Origin of the sequence: Pseudomonas sp. LPB4.O, from assembly GCF_038383825.1 — a bacterium.
Classification (GTDB): Bacteria; Pseudomonadota; Gammaproteobacteria; order Pseudomonadales; family Pseudomonadaceae; genus Aquipseudomonas; species Aquipseudomonas putida.
In genome coordinates this window covers 378,791-398,732 of sequence record NZ_CP151298.1, presented here as the reverse complement: position 1 = coordinate 398,732, position 19,942 = coordinate 378,791, and the positions used below count along the sequence as shown (strand labels likewise).

The 19,942-nt window shown below is 62.8% G+C and carries 12 protein-coding genes and 1 pseudogene; 8 read left to right on the top strand and 5 right to left on the bottom strand.

Translation table 11 applies throughout. The annotated features are described in order from the left end of the window. Positions 1-30 precede the first annotated feature (30 nt). Entirely contained in the window at positions 31-2,964 is a 2,934-nt protein-coding gene (gene glnE / locus MRBLPB4O_RS01685; protein ID WP_341797358.1) for a bifunctional [glutamate--ammonia ligase]-adenylyl-L-tyrosine phosphorylase/[glutamate--ammonia-ligase] adenylyltransferase, read from the bottom strand. 383 nt (positions 2,965-3,347) lie between these two features. Between glnE and aceE the strand changes: the two genes are divergently transcribed. The 5 genes from aceE to MRBLPB4O_RS01660 all read left to right on the top strand — a co-directional run bounded on the left by aceE (position 3,348) and on the right by MRBLPB4O_RS01660 (position 12,094). Further along, positions 3,348-5,993 carry a pyruvate dehydrogenase (acetyl-transferring), homodimeric type gene (gene aceE, locus MRBLPB4O_RS01680; protein ID WP_019470533.1) on the top strand — a complete coding sequence of 882 codons (2,646 nt, stop codon included), beginning with the start codon at positions 3,348-3,350 and terminating at the stop codon, positions 5,991-5,993. A gap of 13 nt (positions 5,994-6,006) precedes the next feature. After that, positions 6,007-7,644, top strand: coding sequence for a dihydrolipoyllysine-residue acetyltransferase (gene aceF / locus MRBLPB4O_RS01675; RefSeq protein ID WP_016497644.1), 1,638 nt, complete (start codon positions 6,007-6,009; stop codon positions 7,642-7,644). Positions 7,645-7,959: 315 nt separating this feature from the next. Further along, positions 7,960-10,647 carry an EAL domain-containing protein gene (locus MRBLPB4O_RS01670; RefSeq protein WP_016497643.1) on the top strand — a complete coding sequence of 896 codons (2,688 nt, stop codon included), beginning with the start codon at positions 7,960-7,962 and terminating at the stop codon, positions 10,645-10,647. Between the two features lie 151 nt (positions 10,648-10,798). Continuing rightward, positions 10,799-11,467 (top strand): peptide-methionine (S)-S-oxide reductase MsrA, encoded by a 669-nt coding sequence (gene msrA, locus MRBLPB4O_RS01665; protein WP_341797357.1) that lies wholly within the window; start codon positions 10,799-10,801, stop codon positions 11,465-11,467. 3 nt (positions 11,468-11,470) lie between these two features. Further along, the gene (locus MRBLPB4O_RS01660) at positions 11,471-12,094 is read left to right on the top strand and encodes a glutathione S-transferase (protein ID WP_041167498.1); all 624 of its coding nucleotides are present in this window, start codon (positions 11,471-11,473) and stop codon (positions 12,092-12,094) included. A 148-nt stretch (positions 12,095-12,242) separates the two neighbouring features. On the opposite strand, the gene creD is transcribed toward MRBLPB4O_RS01660, so the two are convergent. The 4 genes from creD to MRBLPB4O_RS01640 all read right to left on the bottom strand — a co-directional run bounded on the left by creD (position 12,243) and on the right by MRBLPB4O_RS01640 (position 16,469). Continuing rightward, positions 12,243-13,571: a cell envelope integrity protein CreD gene (gene creD / locus MRBLPB4O_RS01655; RefSeq protein ID WP_341797356.1), complete on the bottom strand. Its 1,329-nt coding sequence runs from the start codon at positions 13,569-13,571 to the stop codon at positions 12,243-12,245. A gap of 188 nt (positions 13,572-13,759) precedes the next feature. Further along, a complete protein-coding gene (creC, locus tag MRBLPB4O_RS01650; RefSeq protein WP_341797355.1) occupies positions 13,760-15,196 on the bottom strand; it encodes a two-component system sensor histidine kinase CreC in 1,437 nt (478 codons plus the stop codon). Continuing rightward, positions 15,196-15,876, bottom strand: coding sequence for a two-component system response regulator CreB (gene creB, locus MRBLPB4O_RS01645; protein ID WP_341797354.1), 681 nt, complete (start codon positions 15,874-15,876; stop codon positions 15,196-15,198). Before creB ends, creC begins: the two co-directional genes overlap by 1 nt. A 92-nt stretch (positions 15,877-15,968) precedes the next feature. Beyond that, the gene (locus tag MRBLPB4O_RS01640; protein WP_341797353.1) at positions 15,969-16,469 is read right to left on the bottom strand and encodes an ATP-dependent zinc protease; all 501 of its coding nucleotides are present in this window, start codon (positions 16,467-16,469) and stop codon (positions 15,969-15,971) included. 182 nt (positions 16,470-16,651) lie between these two features. Here MRBLPB4O_RS01640 and MRBLPB4O_RS01635 point away from each other — a divergent pair, with 182 nt between their 5' ends. The 3 genes and pseudogenes from MRBLPB4O_RS01635 to MRBLPB4O_RS01625 all read left to right on the top strand — a co-directional run. After that, a complete protein-coding gene (locus MRBLPB4O_RS01635) occupies positions 16,652-17,539 on the top strand; it encodes an acyltransferase (protein ID WP_341797352.1) in 888 nt (295 codons plus the stop codon). Positions 17,540-17,769: 230 nt separating this feature from the next. Further along, a complete protein-coding gene (locus MRBLPB4O_RS01630) occupies positions 17,770-19,119 on the top strand; it encodes an APC family permease (protein ID WP_341797351.1) in 1,350 nt (449 codons plus the stop codon). A gap of 89 nt (positions 19,120-19,208) precedes the next feature. Beyond that, a pseudogene (locus MRBLPB4O_RS01625) lies at positions 19,209-19,469 on the top strand (RHS repeat-associated core domain-containing protein); the annotation flags it as partial. Positions 19,470-19,942 lie beyond the last annotated feature (473 nt).

The window sequence follows — 19,942 nt, the reverse complement described above, 5'->3', positions numbered from 1 at the left end:
CGAATGGGCCGCAAAGCGGCCCCAGCAATATCAAGTCAAACCCAATTCACCCCAGATCCGCCGCACTTCACGGCGTTCATCGGCAAATTGCGTCGCATCGATCACCCCGGCCTGCTTCTGCAGGGCCTGGCGGTGCGAGGCCGAGCGGAACGCCTTGTACACTTCACGCAACAGCACCGCGTCACTGGCCGGCATCAGGTTCGCCTGCTCCAGCTCTTCCAGAATGCGGATGTTATCGGTCCATCGGAGTATGGCCGGATGGTCGTGAGACCAGGCCAAAGCGGCGTATTGCACCATAAATTCGATATCGACGATACCGCCGGCATCCTGCTTGATATCAAACGGCACACCGGCCTCGAAGGCATTGGCCGCGGTACCGGCAGCCGTGGCCTTGGTACCGAGGTTGCCGCGCATCTTGGCGCGCATTTCACTTACTTCTGTGCGCAGTTTTTCCAGGTCTCGCGCCTGGCCCAGCACCTTGGCGCGCACGCCTTCGAACGCCGCGCCCACCTGCTTGCAACCCACCAGTACGCGGGCCCGCACCAGCGCCTGGTGCTCCCAGGTCCAGGCTTCGTTCTGCTGGTAGCGCTCGAATGCGCCCAGCGAACTGACCAGCAGGCCGGAAGCACCGGACGGGCGCAGGCGCATGTCCACGTCATACAGCTGGCCCGAGTTGGTCTGGGTGGTCAGCAAGTGAATGATGCGCTGGCCCAGGCGGGTGAAGAACTGCGCACTGTCGATGGGCTTGCTGCCGTCGGTTTCTGCGTGCGGGTCGCCGTCGTGGATGAACACCAGGTCCAGGTCCGAGCCATGGCCCAGCTCCAGGCCGCCGACCTTGCCGTAGCCAATGATGATGAACCCTGGGTCGCACAGGCTGCCGTCGCTGCGCCTGGGCTGGCCGTGGCGGGCCACGGTCTGGCGCCAGGCCAGGGCCAACACCTGGTCGAGGATGGCTTCGGCCAGCCAGGTCAGGTAGTCGCTGACCTTCATCAACGGCAGGTTGCCGCTGATTTCCGAAGCCGCCACGCGCAGGCTATGCGCCAGCTTGAAGTGGCGCAGCGCTTCCATCTGCTGCTCCAGGTCGTCCTCGGGGATGCGCGTCAGGCGCTCGCGCAACTCGCTGGCCAGCTCTGGGGCCAGTGGCGGGCTGAACAAGCGGCCTTCATTGAGCAGTTCGTCGAGCAGCAGCGGGTAGAGCGCAATTTGCTCGGCAATCCACGGGCTGGCGGCGCACAACGTCAGCAGGCGGCGCAAGGCGCCGGGGTTTTCGGTCAGCAGTACCAGATAGGCAGAACGCCGCGCCACGGCCTCGACCAGCGGCAACACGCGCTCAAGCACCAGGTCAGGGTTGTCATGCTCCACCGCCTGGGCCAGCAGGCGTGGGATGAAGGCATCCAGGCGCTCACGGCCGATACGCTGCATCGAGCGCAGCTGCGGGCTGGAGCGCAACCCGGCCAGGCGCCGCAGGGCTTCGACGGGCTGCTTGAAACCGGCCTCCTCCAGCTGCCGGCCAGCGGCTTCCTCGTCCTGTGCCTGCTCCCACAGCGGCGACCATTCGCCGCCCACCACAAGTTCGCCCTCACCATCTTCGTCATCCGGGTCGGCGATCACCTGGCGGAAGTGCCAGTCGATACGGCCACGCCAGTACATCAGCTGGTCGTGGAAGCTCTGCCAGTCGGCAAAGCCGAGCATGTAGGCCACACGCGCCTGGTCGGTCTCACCTTCCGGCAGCATTTGCGTCTGGCGGTCGGCGATGGCCTGGATGGCGTGCTCGGTATAGCGCAGGAACTCATAGCCCTCGCGCAGCTCGGCGACCACTGCCGGCGGCAGGTAACCCTGGCCCTCGAGGGTGGCCAGCACCTTGAGCAACGGCCGCTGCTGCAGGCTGAGGTCGCGCCCGCCGTGGATCAGCTGGAAGGCCTGGGCGATGAACTCCACCTCGCGGATGCCACCGGCACCCAGCTTGATGTTGTCGGCCATGCCCTTGCGCCGCACTTCCTGCTGGATCAGCTGCTTCATGGTGCGCAGCGCTTCGATCGCGGAAAAGTCCAGGTAACGGCGGTACACGAACGGCCGCAGCACCTCCTGCAACTGCGCCCCGGCCACCTGGTCGCCCGCCACCACCCGCGCCTTGATCATGGCGTAGCGTTCCCAGTCGCGGCCCTGGTCCTGGTAATACTGCTCCAGGGCATTGAAGCTGAGCACCAGTGCGCCGGCCGAGCCATAGGGGCGCAGGCGCATGTCGACGCGGAACACGAAGCCATCGACGGTCACGGGGTCCAGCGCCTTGATCAGCCGCTGGCCAAGCCGGGTGAAGAACTCCTGGTTTTCCAGCGAGCGCTTCACCCCTTCGGTTTCGCCACCTTCGGGGAAGCCGAAGATCAGGTCGATGTCCGACGACAGGTTCAGCTCCACCGCCCCCAGCTTGCCCATGCCTAGCACCACCATGTGCTGCGGCTGGCCGCTGCGGTTGCCGATGGGCGTGCCGAACTGCTGGCAATGGCGCGGGTACAACCATTGGTAGGCTTCGTCGATGGCGGCATCGGCAAGGTCCGACAGGTCGCGGCAGGTTTCGCCCAGCTCTGCCTGGCGGGAGATGTCGCGCCAGATGATGCGCAGTTGCTGGCGGTTGCGCGCGCGGCGCAGGTTGCGCGCCAGCTCGTCGTCGCTCTGCGCAGCCTGGGCGGCCGCCGCGATTTGCCCACGCAGCTCACCCGGCGCATAACGCCGCTCCAGCTCGCCACTGGCCAGCAGCTCGAACAGCATGGCCGGCTCGCGCTGGGCCAGGCCCAGAACAAAGTCGCTGGCGGCGGCAACCTGGTCGAATTGTTGCCGGTGCACCGGGCTCCAGGCATTCAGGTCGAGGTCGGCGTGAGCGGCCACTGCATCACTGAGGAATTGCCGGTTGCGGGCCAGCAATGGCTGGAGGGTGGCGGGTAGATCGGACGGCAAAGGCAGGCGCATGGTCTATCCTTGATCGGCGTGAAATAGAAGGGAAAAAGCGGCCAAGGGGAAGCCGGACCACGGTTGGACTGTCGTACAAAAGTTGGAAATAGCTGAAAAAAACGAAAACTTGGCAACAAACATCAAGAAGCACCCGTTCGCGTCACAATGCCAACCACCATGAACGTTTTTCCTCACAAGCCAAGGTGCGACCAAACGTCGCAGAAATGTAGTTTTACTACTACTCATGTCGTGTAAAAGCATGAAATGCGCAAGCAAATGTAGTAAAACTACACGGCGCCGGAAGACACCCCGGTAATCCAAGAATTCACGACGTCTGCCCATAAGGCCAGTCGCAACTTCAGGCAATCGATTCTGGTTGCCTTTCCGCCCTGGAGCAAGCCATGCAAGACCTCGATCCAATCGAAACCCAGGAATGGCTGGATGCCCTGGAGTCGGTCCTCGACAAAGAAGGCGAAGACCGCGCTCATTACCTGATGACCCGTATGGGCGAGCTGGCCACCCGCAGTGGCTCCCAGCTGCCGTATGCGATCACCACGCCATACCGCAACACCATCCCTGTCACCCACGAAGCACGCATGCCTGGCGACCTGTTCATGGAACGCCGCATTCGCTCGATGGTGCGTTGGAACGCCTTGGCCATGGTCATGCGCACCAACCTGAAAGACTCGGACCTGGGCGGACACATCTCCAGCTTCGCCTCCAGCGCCACCCTGTACGACATCGGCTTCAACTACTTCTTCCAGGCCCCGACCGAAGAACACGGCGGCGACCTGATCTTCTTCCAGGGCCACGCTTCGCCAGGCGTCTACGCCCGCGCCTTCATGGAAGGCCGCATCAACGAAGACCAGATGAACAACTTCCGTCAGGAAGTGGACGGCAACGGCCTGTCTTCGTACCCGCACCCATGGCTGATGCCTGACTTCTGGCAGTTCCCGACCGTATCGATGGGTCTGGGCCCGATCCAGGCCATCTACCAGGCGCGCTTCATGAAGTACCTGGAAGCCCGTGGCTTCATCCCGGCCGGCAAGCAGAAGGTCTGGTGCTTCATGGGCGACGGCGAGTGCGACGAGCCGGAATCCCTGGGCGCAATCGCCCTGGCCGGCCGCGAGAAGCTGGACAACCTGATCTTCGTCATCAACTGCAACCTGCAGCGCCTCGACGGCCCGGTTCGCGGCAACGGCAAGATCATCCAGGAACTCGAAGGCGTGTTCCGTGGCGGTGGCTGGAACGTCAACAAAGTGGTCTGGGGCCGTTTCTGGGACCCACTGCTGGCCAAGGACACCAACGGTGCCCTGCAGCGCCGCATGGACGAAGTCATCGACGGCGAGTACCAGAACTACAAAGCCAAAGACGGCGCGTACGTTCGTGAGAACTTCTTCAACACGCCAGAACTCAAGGCCATGGTCGAAGACCTGTCCGACGACGAGATCTGGAAGCTCAACCGTGGCGGCCACGACCCGTACAAGGTCTACGCGGCGTACCACCAGGCTGTGAACCACAAAGAGCAGCCGACCGTCATCCTGGCCAAGACCATCAAGGGTTACGGCACCGGTGCTGGCGAAGCCAAGAACACCGCGCACAACACCAAGAAGGTCGACGTCGACAGCCTGCGTCACTTCCGTGACCGCTTCGACATCCCGGTCAAGGATGCCGACCTGGAGAACCTGCCGTTCTTCAAGCCGGAAGAAGGTTCTGCCGAAGCCAAGTACCTGGCCGAGCGTCGCGCTGCCCTGGGCGGCTTCGTACCACAGCGCCGTGCCAAGAGCTTCAGCGTACCGACCCCATCCCTGGAAACGCTGAAAGCGATCCTGGACGGCTCGGGCGACCGCGAAATCTCCACCACCATGGCCTTCGTGCGTATTCTGGCGCAGCTGGTCAAGGACAAGGAAATCGGCCAGCGCATCGTGCCGATCATCCCGGACGAAGCCCGTACCTTCGGTATGGAAGGCATGTTCCGCCAGCTGGGCATCTACTCGTCGGTCGGCCAGCTCTACGAGCCAGTCGATAAAGACCAGGTGATGTTCTACCGCGAAGACAAGAAGGGCCAGATTCTCGAGGAAGGCATCAACGAAGCCGGCGCCATGTCGTCGTTCATCGCTGCCGGTACCTCGTACAGCTGCCACAACCAGCCGATGCTGCCGTTCTACATCTTCTACTCGATGTTCGGCTTCCAGCGCATTGGCGACCTGGCCTGGGCCGCTGGCGACAGCCGCACCCGTGGCTTCCTGATCGGCGGTACCGCCGGCCGCACCACCCTGAACGGTGAAGGTCTGCAGCACGAAGACGGTCACAGCCACATGATGGCGGGTACCATCCCGAACTGCCGCACCTACGATCCAACCTACGGCTACGAGCTGGCGGTGATCATCCAGGACGGCATGAAGAAGATGACCGAAGAGCAACAGGACATCTTCTACTACATCACCGTGATGAACGAATCCTACCAGCAGCCTGCCATGCCGGCCGGTGTCGAGGAAGGCATCATCAAGGGCATGTACCTGCTGGAAGAAGACACCCGCGAAGCCGCGCACCACGTACAGCTGATGGGCTCCGGCACCATCCTGCGCGAAGTCCGCGAAGCGGCGAAGATCCTGCGTGAAGAGTTCAACGTCGGTGCCGACGTATGGAGCGTCACCAGCTTCAACGAACTGCGTCGCGACGGCCTGGCCGTAGAGCGCGCCAACCGCCTGAAGCCTGGCCAGAAGCCACAGCAGACCTACGTCGAGCAGTGCCTGAACGGCCGCAAAGGCCCGGTCATCGCCTCTACCGACTACATGAAGCTGTTCGCCGAGCAGATTCGCCAGTGGGTGCCGAGCAAAGAGTTCAAAGTCCTGGGTACCGACGGTTACGGTCGCAGCGACAGCCGCAAGAAGCTGCGTCACTTCTTTGAAGTCGACCGCCACTTCGTGGTACTGGCTGCCCTGGAAGCCCTGGCTGACCGTGGCGAGATCGAACCCAAGGTTGTGGCTGACGCCATCGTCAAGTTCGGCATCGACCCGGACAAGCGCAACCCACTGGACTGCTGAGGAGTATTTTTAAGTGAGCGAACTCATTCGCGTACCTGACATCGGCAGCGGTGAAGGTGAAATCATCGAGCTGTTCGTCAAGGTCGGTGACCGTATCGAGGCTGACCAGAGCCTGCTGACCCTGGAGTCCGACAAGGCCTCCATGGAGATCCCGGCCCCCAAGGCCGGTATCGTCAAGGAACTCAAGGTCAAGCTGGGCGATCGCCTGAAAGAAGGCGACGAGCTGCTGGTGCTGGAAGTCGAAGGTGCCGCTGCTGCGGCGCCTGAGGCTCCGGCCGCGGCCGCTGCCCCGGCTGCTGCTCCAGCGCCTGCCGCCGAAGCCGCCCCTGCTCCTGCCGCAGCCCCGGCTGCTGCCAGCGTGCAGGACATCCACGTGCCGGACATCGGCTCGTCGGGCAAGGCCAAGATCATCGAAGTGCTGGTCAAGGTCGGCGACACCGTCGAAGCCGACCAGTCGCTGATTACCCTGGAGTCCGACAAGGCCTCCATGGAAATCCCGTCGCCGGCTGCCGGCGTGGTCGAAGAAGTACTGTGCAAGCTGGAAGACGAAGTCGGCACTGGCGACCTGATCTTCAAGCTGAAAGTCGCGGGCGCTGCCCCGGCTGCTGCGCCGGCACCTGCTGCTGCACCGGCGCCAGCCAAGGCTGAGGCTGCTCCGGCCGCCGCGCCTGCCGCTGCTGCCCCTGCTGCTGCCCCTGCACCGGCTGCTACCGCACCGGCTGCTGGCAACAATGCCAAGGTTCACGCAGGCCCGGCTGTTCGTCAGCTGGCCCGTGAATTCGGTGTCGAGCTGGGCGCAGTGGCTGCCACCGGCCCGCACGGCCGTATCCTGAAGGAAGACGTGCAGGTTTACGTCAAGGCGATGATGCAAAAGGCCAAGGAAGCCCCGGCAGCCGCCGGTGCAACCGGTGGCGCTGGCATCCCGCCGATCCCGGTGGTGGACTTCAGCAAGTTCGGTGAAGTGGAAGAAGTGGCCCTGACCCGCCTGATGCAGGTCGGTGCCGCCAACCTGCACCGCAGCTGGCTGAACGTGCCGCACGTGACCCAGTTCGACTCCGCCGACATCACCGAGCTGGAAGCCTTCCGCGTTGCGCAGAAGGCCGTGGCCGAAAAAGCTGGCGTGAAGCTGACCGTGCTGCCACTGCTGCTCAAGGCCTGCGCCTTCCTGCTCAAGGAACTGCCGGACTTCAACAGCTCGCTGGCGCCAAGCGGCAAGGCCATCATCCGCAAGAAGTACGTGCACATCGGCTTCGCCGTGGACACCCCGGACGGCCTGCTGGTCCCTGTGATCAAGAACGTCGACCAGAAGAGCCTGCTGCAACTGGCTGCCGAAGCCGCTGCACTGGCCGAGAAGGCGCGTACCAAAAAGCTGTCGGCCGACGACATGCAAGGTGCCTGCTTCACCATCTCCAGCCTCGGTCACATTGGCGGCACCGGCTTCACGCCGATCGTCAACGCGCCGGAAGTGGCTATCCTGGGCGTCTCGAAGGCGACCATGCAGCCAGTGTGGGATGGCAAGGCCTTCCAGCCGAAGCTGATGCTGCCGCTGTCGCTGTCCTACGATCACCGTGTGATCAACGGCGCTGCCGCCGCGCGCTTCACCAAGCGCCTGGGCGACGTGCTGGGCGATATCCGTACCATGCTGCTGTAAGGCAGCCCGCTGCCCCTCCTTGCGAGGGGCAGTACCCTTTTCGAGCTGCCACGCTCGTACCTCAACCCCGCCAATTGGCGGGGCTTTTTTTGTCCGCCGATAGGGTTTTGCCGCCTGGGAGATCGACCGCCGCCCGCGCGGCGCTCGATCTCCCAGGCGGCAAAAATCCCAACGCGATCTAAGTTTTCCGCCCCACCCGCCGATAACCTGTCCACAGCATCAAGCATGGCCGCTTGCCAGCCCTCGGGACATGATGCAACCTTGCCGAATCCGCCGCCGCTCCAAGGCCGCGCTCCCTGTTCAAGCGAGTCTTCGATGAAAAGCCAACCCGATGCCGCCAGCCGTGTGGCGGCCGAGGTCGTCACGCCGTTACCCGTGCCCTCGCGGCTCGGTATGCTGCGTTTCGAAAGGCTCAACGAAGCCACCTGGTCCATGCTCTACCTTGACCCGGCCTGCGAGCGCCAGTTTGGCCTGCACGCCGCCGACCTGTGTGCCCTGGTGGACGCGCCCTACGCCAGCCTGATGGAGCCCGAGGCCCGCTACCGGCTGCACGACGAGATCCAGCTGCAACTGGCCCAGCGCGGCTACTACCGCGTGCGCTACTCCCTGCACACGCCAACCACCTCGCTGCGCCTGCTGGAAACCGGTGAAGCCTACAAGCAGCACAACCGCCAGCTGTTGCGCGGTTACCTGAGCGTGCTCGACGACCAGCCCGACGACGCAGGCGAGAGTGCCAGCGACCTGGAGTCGCGCAACAACCGCCTGCAACTGGCCCTGCAACTGAACCAGCGTGCCCAGCAGGAACAACTGGAACACCTGGAGCGGGTACGCGGCCAGCAAGACCTGATCCTGCGCCTGGCACGCCAGCGCTACAGCGCCGAGAACTCCCTGCTGGAAGCCGCCCAGCTGATCACCCAAAGCGCCTGCGAAATTTACAAGGTCGACAGCGCCAGCATCTGGCACCTGGACGACCAGCGCCTGGAACCGATCACCGCCTGGTACCGCGACGCGCAGGAGCATCGCCAGCCCGAGGCCATCGATGCAAGCCGCTTCCCCGACTACCTTGAAGCACTGCACGCCAGCCGCGCCATCGACGCCCACAACGCCGGCCACGACCCGCGCACCCGCGCCCTCACGCAAAGCCTGCGCCCGGAAAACAAGGCCATGCTCGATGCCAGTATCCGCGTCGATGGCCAGGTGGTCGGCGTGTTGTGCCTGGAGCAGAGCGGCCAGCCACGGGCCTGGCAATCGGACGAGATAGCCTTTGCCGGCGAGCTGGCCGACCAGTTCGCCCAGGTCATCACCAACCACAACCGGCGCGCGGCGGCCAGCGCACTGCACCTGTTCCAGCGTGCGGTGGAGCAAAGCGCCAGCGCCTTCCTGCTGGTCAACCGCGATGGCCGGGTGGAGTACGTCAACCCAAGCTTCACCGCCATCACCCAGTACAGCACCGACGAAGTGCAAGGCCGCCAGTTGGGCGAGCTGCCTGCACTGGAAAACCTGAGCGAACTGCTGTTCGACTCGCCCTCCAGCCTGGCCATGGGCAATAGCTGGCAGGGTGAATTCAAGAGCCGGCGTAAAAACCTGGAGCCCTACTGGGGCCAGTTGTCGATTTCCAAGGTGTACGGCGACAACCGTGAGCTGACCCATTACATCGGCATCTACGAAGACGTCACCCAGACCAAGCTGGCCCAGCAGCGCATCGAGCGCCTGGCCTACACCGACAACCTGACCAACCTGGGCAACCGCCCGGCGTTCATCCGCAGCCTGGACGAGCGCTTCGTCCGCGATGGCGAAAGCGCGATGTGCCTGCTGCTGGTGGACATCGACAACTTCAAGCGCATCAACGACAGCCTCGGCCATCAGACCGGCGACAAGCTGCTGATCAGCCTGGCCCGGCGCCTGCGCAACAGCCTGCACAGCGGTGGCATCCTGGCGCGCTTTGCCAGTAACGAGTTCGCCGTGCTGCTCGATGACACCAGCCTGGAAGATGGCCAGGGCGTTGCGCTACAGTTGCTGAGCACACTCGACAAGCCGATGTTCGTCGACAACCAGCTGATCAACGTCACCGCCTCGGTAGGCCTGGCTTGTGCACCACTGCACGGCGTCGACCCCGCCAGCCTGATGAAAAACGCCGGCCTTGCGCTGCACAAGGCCAAGGCCAACGGCAAGCACCAGGTACAGGTGTTTACCGAGGTGCTGAACGCCGAGGCCAGCTACAAGCTGTTCGTCGAGAACAACCTGCGCCGCGCCCTGACCCAGAACGAGCTGGAAGTGTTCTACCAGCCCAAGATCTGCCTGCGCAGCGGCCGCCTGCTGGGGCTGGAGGCATTGCTGCGCTGGAACCACCCCGAGCGCGGCATGATCCGCCCGGACCAGTTCATCAGCGTGGCAGAAGAAACCGGCCTGATCATACCCATCGGCAAGTGGGTGGTACGCCAGTCGTGCCGCATGAGCAAGCAACTGCGCGAGGCCGGGCTGGGCAACCTGCACGTGGCCATCAACCTGTCGCCCAAGCAGTTCTCCGACCCGGACCTGGTGGCGTCCATCAGCACCATCCTCAACGAAGAAGCCCTGCCCCCGCACTTGCTTGAGCTGGAGCTGACCGAAGGCCTGCTGCTGGAAGCCAGCGAAGACACCCACCGCCAGCTGGACGAACTGAAGGCCCTGGGCCTGACCCTGGCCATGGACGACTTCGGCACCGGCTATTCGTCGCTGAGCTACCTGAAGAAGTTTCCGATCGACATCCTCAAGATCGACCGCAGCTTCATCAACGAAATCCCGGATAACCAGGACGACATGGAAATCACCTCGGCGGTGGTGGCCATGGCCCATAACCTCAAGCTGAAGGTGGTGGCCGAAGGTATCGAGACGCCGGAGCAGCTGGCGTTCCTGCGCCGGCACCGCTGCGACGTAGGCCAGGGCTACCTGTTCGACCGGCCGATTCCGGGGCGCGAGCTGGCCGAGCGGCTGAAGCGTTATCCACGTGGCCCGGTGGCCTGACAGCAGCTCAAACCTCGGGCACTATAGAGGTCATTCGGGCCCTTTCGCAGCGCAAGGCTGCTCCTACAGAAAAGCGCGTCCCCTGTAGGAGCAGCCTTGTGCTGCGAATGCCCCAACACCTATCCCACTGAATTAACACAGAGGAACGGCCATGGTCCTGCGTTCGGAAATCCTGGTGAACAAAAACGTCATGCCAACTGCGGAACAGGCCCTGCCTGGCCGCGAAACGCCAATGAGCCTGCCCGAGTTCCACTACGTGTTCGAAGGCACCCCGCTGCTCGGCCCCTTCTTTGAGGGCGCCATCGACTTCGCCATCTTCGGCCTGGGTTGCTTCTGGGGGGCGGAGCGGCGCTTCTGGCAGCGTGAAGGTGTGGTCAGCACCGTGGTCGGCTACGCCGGTGGTTACACCCCGAACCCGACCTACGAAGAAGTCTGCTCGGGCCTGACCGGCCACACTGAAGTGGTGCTGGTGGTGTTCGACAAAGACAAGGTCAGCTACCGCGAGCTGCTGGGGATGTTCTGGGAACTGCACAACCCGACCCAAGGCATGCGCCAGGGCAACGACGTCGGCACCCAGTATCGCTCGGCCATCTACTGCACCAGCCCTGAACAGCTGGAACAGGCCAAGGCCAGCCGCGACGCCTTCCAGGCCGAACTGACCAAGGCCGGCTTCGGTGAGATCACCACCGAAATCGACCAGGCACCGACCGTGTACTTTGCCGAGGCCTACCACCAGCAGTACCTGGCCAAGAACCCGGACGGCTACTGCGGCATCGGCGGCACCGGTGTATGCCTGCCACCCAGCCTGCAGGGCAACTGAACCATGGCCACGATGACCCTGTTCCACTCGCCATTGTCGCCTTTCGTGCGCAAGGTCATGGTGGTGCTGCACGAGACCGCCCAGCTTGAGCGCGTGACGCTGCAACCGGTCAACATCAGCCCGGTCAGCGGCGACCCGCAGCTCAACCACGACAACCCGATCGGCAAGATCCCGGCCCTGCGCCTGGACGACGGCACCGTGCTGCATGACAGCCGGGTGATCTGCGAATACCTCGATCTGCAACATGTCGGCCTGCCATTGCTGCCCCGCGAAGGCTCGGCGCGCTGGCGGCGCCTGACCCTGGTGTCGCAGGCCGATGCGATCATGGACGCAGCAGTGTCGTCGCGCTATGAAAGCTTCCTGCGCCCAGAAGACAAACGCTGGGACGGCTGGTTGCAGGCGCAGGGCGACAAGATCCGCCGTAGCCTGGCCAACCTGGAGCAGGAGCACCTGCCCGAGCTGGTGTCCGGGTTCGACCTGGCGGCGATTGGCGTGGCCTGTGCGCTGGGGTATCTGGATTTGCGTCAGCCGGAGTTTGGCTGGCGTGAACGCCAACCAGGCCTGGCGGCATGGTATGCCGAGGTGGCCAAGCGGCCGTCGATGGTCGCCACAGCGCCGACAGCCTGACAGGGACATTCGCAGCACAAGGCTGCTCCTACAGGGGATGCGACCGCCTGTAGGAGCAGCCTTGCGCTGCGAATGCCTCACTTGGCTGTCACAGGAAACAACAGCCCGATCCTGAAGGCCAACCACCGCCCGATCTCTCTATCCTCCCTCATGCCGACCTCCCCACCCGCGCCCAGTCCAGCCGCCGGGTCAGCACCATGAACACCCCCAGCAAGCCAAAGCACAGCAGCGACCCCATCAGCAGCGCATAGTCTTCGGCACTCAGCAGCCCGTACAGCAGCGCATACAGCGCCGCCAGCCCCGCCGCAAACCCGATCCCTCGTCCCAGGCTGCGCAACACATGGCTGAGGTAGAAGCCGATCAGCAGCACACACGCCGAAGCCGACAGCCCGTACGCCAGGCCAAAGCCTATGTGCTCGGACAATGACAACAGCAGCAGGTAGAAGAACGCCAGCGCCACACCCACCAGGATGTACTGCACCGGGTGCACGCTCAGGTTTTTCAACACTTCGAACAGGAAGAAGCCAGCAAAGGTCAGCGCGATGAACAGCAACGCGTACTTGATCGCCCGCTCACTCTTCAGGTACTGGTCCACCGGGTCGACAAAGCTCACGCCGAAGCTGCGCTCGCTGAAGTCTTCGCACTGGCCGGCAGTGGCGCATTGGCGCAGGGCATCTTCAAGGTTGGTGGCGAAGAACGACGTCTGCCAGTGGGCGCTGAAGCCTTGCGCATCGATGTCGCGGCGGTTGGGCAGATAGCTGCCGACAAAGCTCGGATGCGGCCAGTTGGCACGCATGTCAACGCTGCTGGTGCGGCCCACCGGCACGATGTGCAACTGGCCGGTGCCTTGCAAAGCAAGGTCGAAGCCGTAGCTGAATTCCCGTGCCTGCATACCGTCCAAACCCGGCAGGCTGGCATGCACGCCACCGCGCATCCAGTCGAGCTGGGTGCCGGCCTCGAACGGCACCTTCTGTTCGTCCATGCTCAGTTCCAGGCCATTCTCGATGCCGCGGATATCGCTGATGCCCACCACCAGGAAGGGTTTGTCGAAGCGGTAGTCGTCGAAGTCTTTGTCGATGCCCCAACGCTCCGGGAGCTTGAAGCGGCCGCTGATACGCCCCTTGGCGTGGAACAGCCGGGCCTGATAGATGCCGCGGGCACGCAGTTCGGTGTCCACGCCCAGGTCGGCGGCGAAGGTGTCCGGCAGGAAGTACAAGTGGCCGGCAATGGTGCTGGTTTCCTGGGTGCGCTCGCCGTCCTTTTCGATCCAGCGGCGCTGGTACTTGCGGTACGGCACCACCAGCAGCGGGCCGCTGAGCTGTTGGTCGAAGCTGGCGCTTTGGGCGATGTCGCGCAGCACGTTGTCGCGCAGGGCCTGGCGTTCATCGATCAGGCCGTTGATCAGCAGCAGCGGGATGAGCAGCAGCAACATGAGCACGGCGATCATGCCGAGTTTGTAACCGAGGGTCTTGGTCATGGGGCCTCCTTTGGCAGTGGGCGCAGTGTCTGCGCCTTGCGTGGAGGCTTTGGGGAGCTTGTGTGGAGATCGTGTGTACTTTCAAGGGCCAAATCGCCGGCAACCCAGCTCCCACAGGTCCAGCGCAAGGCCCAGTACCTGTGGGAGCTGGCTTGCCGGCGATGGGCTGCAAAGCAGCCCCGGCTATCTCAGCTGATACGCCGCACCGGCAACCACAACCGCACCCGCACCCCGCCATCAACGTTATCCACCGCCAACGCCCCGCCATGCAGTTGCATTACCTCGGCCACAAAATTCAGCCCCAGCCCGGTGCTCTTGCGCCCGCTCCCTGGCCGCGGCAGCGAGTAGAAGCGCTCGCTGACCCGCCCGATGGCATACGCCGGTATCGCCTGCCCCTGGTTGAACAGGCTCAATGCCACCCGATCGCCGTCGCGCTCCAGGTCAAACAGCAGTGCGCCACCTGCGGGGGTGAAATCCAGTGCGTTATCCAGCAGGTTGGCCAGCGCCTGGCGCATCAGGAACGGATCACACAGCAAGCGCAAGCCAGCCGGCACCCGCTGACGCACGTGCAAACCGGCGCCTTCGATTCGCGCCCCGTGAGCCAACAGCAACTCGTCCACCAGTGCCGCCAGCGCCACCTGCTGTTCATCCTCCAGGGCCTGCATCTGCTCGACCCTGGCCAGGTTGAGCAGGCGCTCGACCATCTGCTGCAAGCGCTCGCTCTCGCGCTCGATATTGCCGGCAAAGCGCGTGCGCTGGTCGGCGGGCATGCCCTCGTCCTGCAGCAGCTCGCAAGCCCCACGAATGGCCGCCAGCGGGCTTTTCAGTTCGTGCGTCAGGGTATGCACATAGCGCTCTACATAAGCCTTGCCCTCCAGCTGGGTGCGCATGCGTTCCACCGCCTGGGCCAGGTGCGCCAGCTCGCCGCCCTTGTAGTGCGGCAACGCAGCCCGCTCACCCTCACTGACCGCCTGGGCATAACGCGCCAGCCGGCGCAGCGAGCGCGCCAGCCACCAGGATAACGCCGCGCCGATCAGCAAGCCGAGGCCGATCAGCCCCAGGCCCAGCGTGAGCAGGCGCCGCTCGGAACGGTCGATGTACGGCTGCAGCGAGCTGTTGGGTTTGGCCACGGTGACCACGCCGATGACCTTGCCGTCGTCGATGATCGGTGCGCCAACGTGCATCACCGAGGTGCTTTCATCATTGGGGTCGCTGCGGGTGGAGCGGGCGCCGTACTGGCCACGCAGGGTCAGCAGCACGTCATTCCATTGCGAGTAATCCTTACCCAGCGCCTCACCGCTGGAGTCCAGCAGCACGATGCCCTTGGCGTCAGTCACATAGATGCGGTGGCTGACCTGGTTCTTGGCCAGGCCCCAGATCTGCGCGCCCGGGCTGCGCGAGCCGTAGGCCCTGAGTACTTGCGGCAGGCGGCTCTGGCTCAAGGTGCCGGCCTTGACGTCATCGCGCAGGATCTCGGCCAGCAGGTTGGCGGTGTCGACCAGTGTTTCTTCGGAAGACTGGCGTACCACCGGGCGGATCTGTTCACGCACCGTGTTGAGCAGAAAGTAGCCCGCCAGGCCGACGAACAGGAAATACACCAGGAAGATCCGGATGCCCAGGCGCATCAGGCATGGTCCGGGCTGTAGCTGTAGCCAAGGCCGCGGTGGGTCTGGATCGGCTCGGCGTCACCCGCGACCTGGCGCAGCTTGGCGCGCAGGCTTTTGATATGGCTGTCGATGGTGCGCTCGTACCCTGCATCGGAGGCCACCCCCAGGGCATCAAGCAGCTGTTCTCGGCTGAACACCCGCTGCGGCTGCTCCAGCAGGGATTGCAGCAGGCGGAATTCGTGGCGGGTCAGCGTGAGTGGCTGGCCGCGATAGGTGATCTGCATGCGCAGGGTGTCGAGCTGGAACAACGCCGCATCGATAGCCGGGTCGGCCCTGGGGCCCATGCGTTTGAGGATCGCGCGCACCCGCGCAGCCACTTCACGCGGGCTGAAGGGTTTAACGACGTAGTCGTCGGCACCAATTTCCAGGCCCACCACCCGGTCGATTTCACCGTCACGGGCGCTGAGGAACATCACTGGCACCTCGGTGAAACGGCGCAATTGGCGGCAGGTTTCGAAGCCACTGATGTCGGGCAGGCCGATGTCGAGGATGATCAGGTCGGCCGGGCGCTGGCGCTGCTGGTCGAGTGCAGCGCCGCCCAGGGTCACCCATTCGGTACTGTGGCCGTCGGCCTGCAGGGCGTAGACCAGGGTGTCGGCGATGGCGGCTTCGTCTTCGACGATGAGGATATGGGGCATCGAGCTACAAGCCTCAAGCTGCAAGCTTCAAGTAAAAGCGGATCACGTGAACTTACACTGATCTGTTCTCACTTGCAGCTTGCAGCTACTGCTTAGCAGTCAGGCTTGCCAGCGGTAAACTTCTTGGCCGGGTTGACCGCGGCCTTGAACTCACGCAGCGCTTTGGACCCCACCAGCAGCGGGTAGTTGAAGCTGCTGCGGTCCACCAAGTTCACTTCCACGGTGCGCTTCACGTCACCCAGGCACAGCTCCAGGTCCACCACCGGGCGCTTGGAAATTTCCGGCGCATCGCCCTCTTCCTCTTCATCGGCACGGCCCTTGATCTTGCTGATGCGCGAGACCTTGTGCTCGTACACCTTGCCGTCCGAGTCCTTGGTCGCCAAGCGGAAACGTACCCACTCGTCGCCATCGCGGTTGAACAGCTCAATGTCCTTGGCCGACAGCGACGCGGTGAAGGCACCGGTGTCCATCTTGGCCTTCAGGGTTTCGCCCAGCTCGGGCAGGGCGATGTTCTCGTACCGGCCGTAGATCGTAGGTTCGGCGGCCATTACTGGCAGCGCCAACAGTGACAACATGGCTAACAGAGATTTCACAAGCAGGCTTCCTTGAGAAGGGTCAGTGCTTAGACTGCACTGGCAGGATAGGTTCGCTGTCCCAAGCCTAATCAACATAATGTGAAACATTTGTTGCCGCCGCAGGGCATTGGACATTTGGCGTAGGCCACTGCCCTGCTTATCATTGCCAGCCGTTTATTTCCCACAACAAGAGTCTCTTTATGCGTCGCCTGCTGACCGGCATTCTTACTACCACTCTGCTGCTGCTCAATACAGTTGTGTTGATCTGCCCGCTGCTGGTCTTTGCCCTGCTCAAGCTGGTGCTGCCGGGCCGTGGCCGCGACTATGCCTCGTGGGCAGTGATGTGGGTGGCCGAAACCTGGTCGGAAATCGACAAGGCCATCTTCGCCCTGTGCATTCCTACAAACTGGGACATCCGCGGCGTAGAGAACCTGCGTAAGGACACCTCCTATCTTGCGGTAAGCAACCACCAGACCTGGGTCGATATCCCGGCGTTGATCGAAAGCCTCAACCGCCGCACGCCGTTCTTCAAGTTCTTCCTCAAGAAGGAATTGATCTGGGTTCCGCTGCTGGGCCTTGCCTGGTGGGGGCTGGATTACCCGTTCATGAAGCGCTACAGCAAGGCGTTTCTGGAAAAGCACCCCGAGCTCAAGGGCAAGGACCTGGAGATCACCAAGGCGGCCTGCGAGCTGTTCAAGCGTCAGCCAGTGACCGTGGTGAACTACCTGGAGGGCACCCGGTTTACCGAAACCAAGCGCCAGGAACAGCAGTCACCGTATCGCTACCTGCTCAAGCCCAAGGCGGGTGGGGTGGCGTTTGTGCTCGCGGCATTGGGCGAGCAACTGGATGCCCTGCTGGATGTGACCATCGTGTACCCCGGCAACCAGGCACCGGGGTTCTGGGCGTTGCTCAATGGCAGCATTAGCCGGGTGATTATCGACATTCAAGTGCGAGAGCTGGACCCGGCATTGTGGGCGGGCGATTACGAGAATGACCCCGAGTTCCGGCAGACCGTACAGGCCTGGGTGAACCAGCTGTGGGCGGCGAAGGACCAGCGGATCGAGGCGCTGCGGGGAGAGCTGGGCTGATCTGGACTGGCCCTATCGCCGGCAAGCCAGCTCCCACAGGGACTGCACAGCATTGGCCAATGCGGGCATTCTGTGGGACCTGGCTTGCCGGCGATAGGGCCGGTGAACCCACTGCAAAGCCCGATTAAAACCCAGGCTAATAATCGACATAAGGATTACTTCTTTGTCACACCCCACCTAAGTGGATAAAAATCGATCAAAGCACAATTACAAAAAGCCTGGATCGATCAATGGCCAACCAACCTAGCTCCGCCCCCGCCCAACTCCGCCGTGTCCTCGGCCTGCCCGCCCTGGTGTTCTTCGGCCTGGTCTACATGGTCCCACTGACCATCTTCACCACCTACGGCATCGTCACCGAACTCACCGGTGGCCGCACCGCCGGCGCCTACCTGGTCACCCTGGTGGCCATGCTGTTCACCGCTGCGTCCTACAGCTTCATGGTCAAACGCTTCCCGGTGGCGGGCTCGGCGTATTCCTACACCAACATGGCCTTCGGCCCCAATATCGGCTTCCTTGCCGGCTGGTCGCTGCTGCTCGACTACCTGTTCCTGCCGATGATCAACTACCTGCTGATCGGCCTGTTCCTCAACATCGCGTTCCCGGCAGTGCCCGCCTGGGCCTTCGTGCTCGCCTGCATCGCCCTGGTGACAGTGCTGAACGTGGTCGGCATCAACTCGGTGGCCAAGACCAGCAACCTGATCGTCGGCGCGCAGATCGTGTTTATCGGTGTGTTTGTCGCGCTGTCCTGCCAAACGCTGGCCGGCCAGCCGCTCGACCTGCTATCGCCGCTAATCGGTGATGGCAGCAAACCGGGCTTCGGCCACCTGATGGCTGGCGCGGCGGTGCTGTGCTTGTCGTTCCTGGGCTTCGACGCTGTGTCGACCCTGGCCGAAGAATGCCGCGACGCACGCCGCGACGTGCCACGGGCGATCATCCTCACCACCCTGTTTGCCGGCTTGCTGTTCACCCTGCTGGCTTACGTCAGCCAGCTGGTGCTGCCAGGCAGCAGCTTCGCCAATGCCGATGCAGCGGCCAACGAAGTGATGTTCAAGGCTGGCGGGCAGTTCCTGACCAACTTCTTCACCGCCGCTTATGTTGCGGGCAGCCTGGGTTCGGCGCTGGCCTCGCAGGCGGCGGTGTCGCGCATCCTGTTCACCATGGGCCGCGACAACGTGCTGCCACGCCGTAGCTTCGGCTACCTGTCGCCGCGCTTTGGTACGCCAGTGTTCGCTATCTTGCTGGTGTCAGCCTTCTCGCTGCTGGCGCTGGTGATCGACCTGGCTACCCTCGCCTCGCTGATCAGCTTCGGCGCGCTGGTGGCGTTCTCGGCGGTGAACCTGGCGGTGGTGAAGACGCATCTGATGGACGATGCAAGCCAGCGTAATGCCAAGGGGCTGTTGAGCTATGGGGTGGTGCCGCTGGTGGGGTTGGGGCTGACCTTGTGGCTGTGGACCAGCCTGTCGGCGGTGACGCTGGTGATCGGGTTGTGCTGGTTTGCCCTGGGGTTGGTCTATCTGGCAACACTGACTGCCGGCTTCCGCCGCCCAGTGCGTATGGTGGATTTCTCCGAAGCCGGCTGACCTCAAAGACGGGTACTGATAATTCTGCTAGTTGTGCATGGCCTTGCAAACATCAAGACTGAGGCAGACCGTCTTGCGAGGCCAGCCCTATGTCAGTAGCAGTGTTTACGTATTGCCCATATGGGCAGAGTAATAACCACACAAACCAGAACCCTGTGCTTGGCTTTAACGGTGAGCGATATGATCTTGCCGCCCGCGCCTATGCGTTGGGCCAAGGCTACCGCAGTTATAGTCCTGTTCTGATGCGCTTCCATGCTCCGGACCACCTCAGCCCGTTTGAGCAGGGCGGGCTCAACGCTTACGCTTTTTGCGAAGGTGACCCGGTCAATTATCAAGACCCCACAGGCCATATGCGAGGGGCGAGCATATGGCTAAGTTCCAAGGAAGCGTTAAAACGCCTGGTATCGATTTTTGATCGACCCGCTTCTCCTACTGTGGGGACCAAGGTAATACCGGACACTCTGAGCACGCCAGTCACAGCGACCAAAAAAATAACACGATTCAGTAATCTACCCTCCCGCATAACCTATCCAGATGAAGCAGAGCTGACTAGACCTGACCAGTTTCGATACCGGGCAGAACTCATAAAATATTACGAAAGAGAGCTCATGAAAAATGAGCCATTGCTAAATGAGTTCGCTGACCTCCGCAAAAAAATCGAAATGCGCGCGTCCAATGGAATTAAGATTGACGTAGCAGATCAAGAAAGATTTGGAATTCTTGAAAATACGAAACTACGATTTGATCAACTCAGAAAGGAGATCGGTAAAACCCGCTCAATTTAAACATGAGACTAAAGCAAAGGGCACTGATCTCGCGCCTA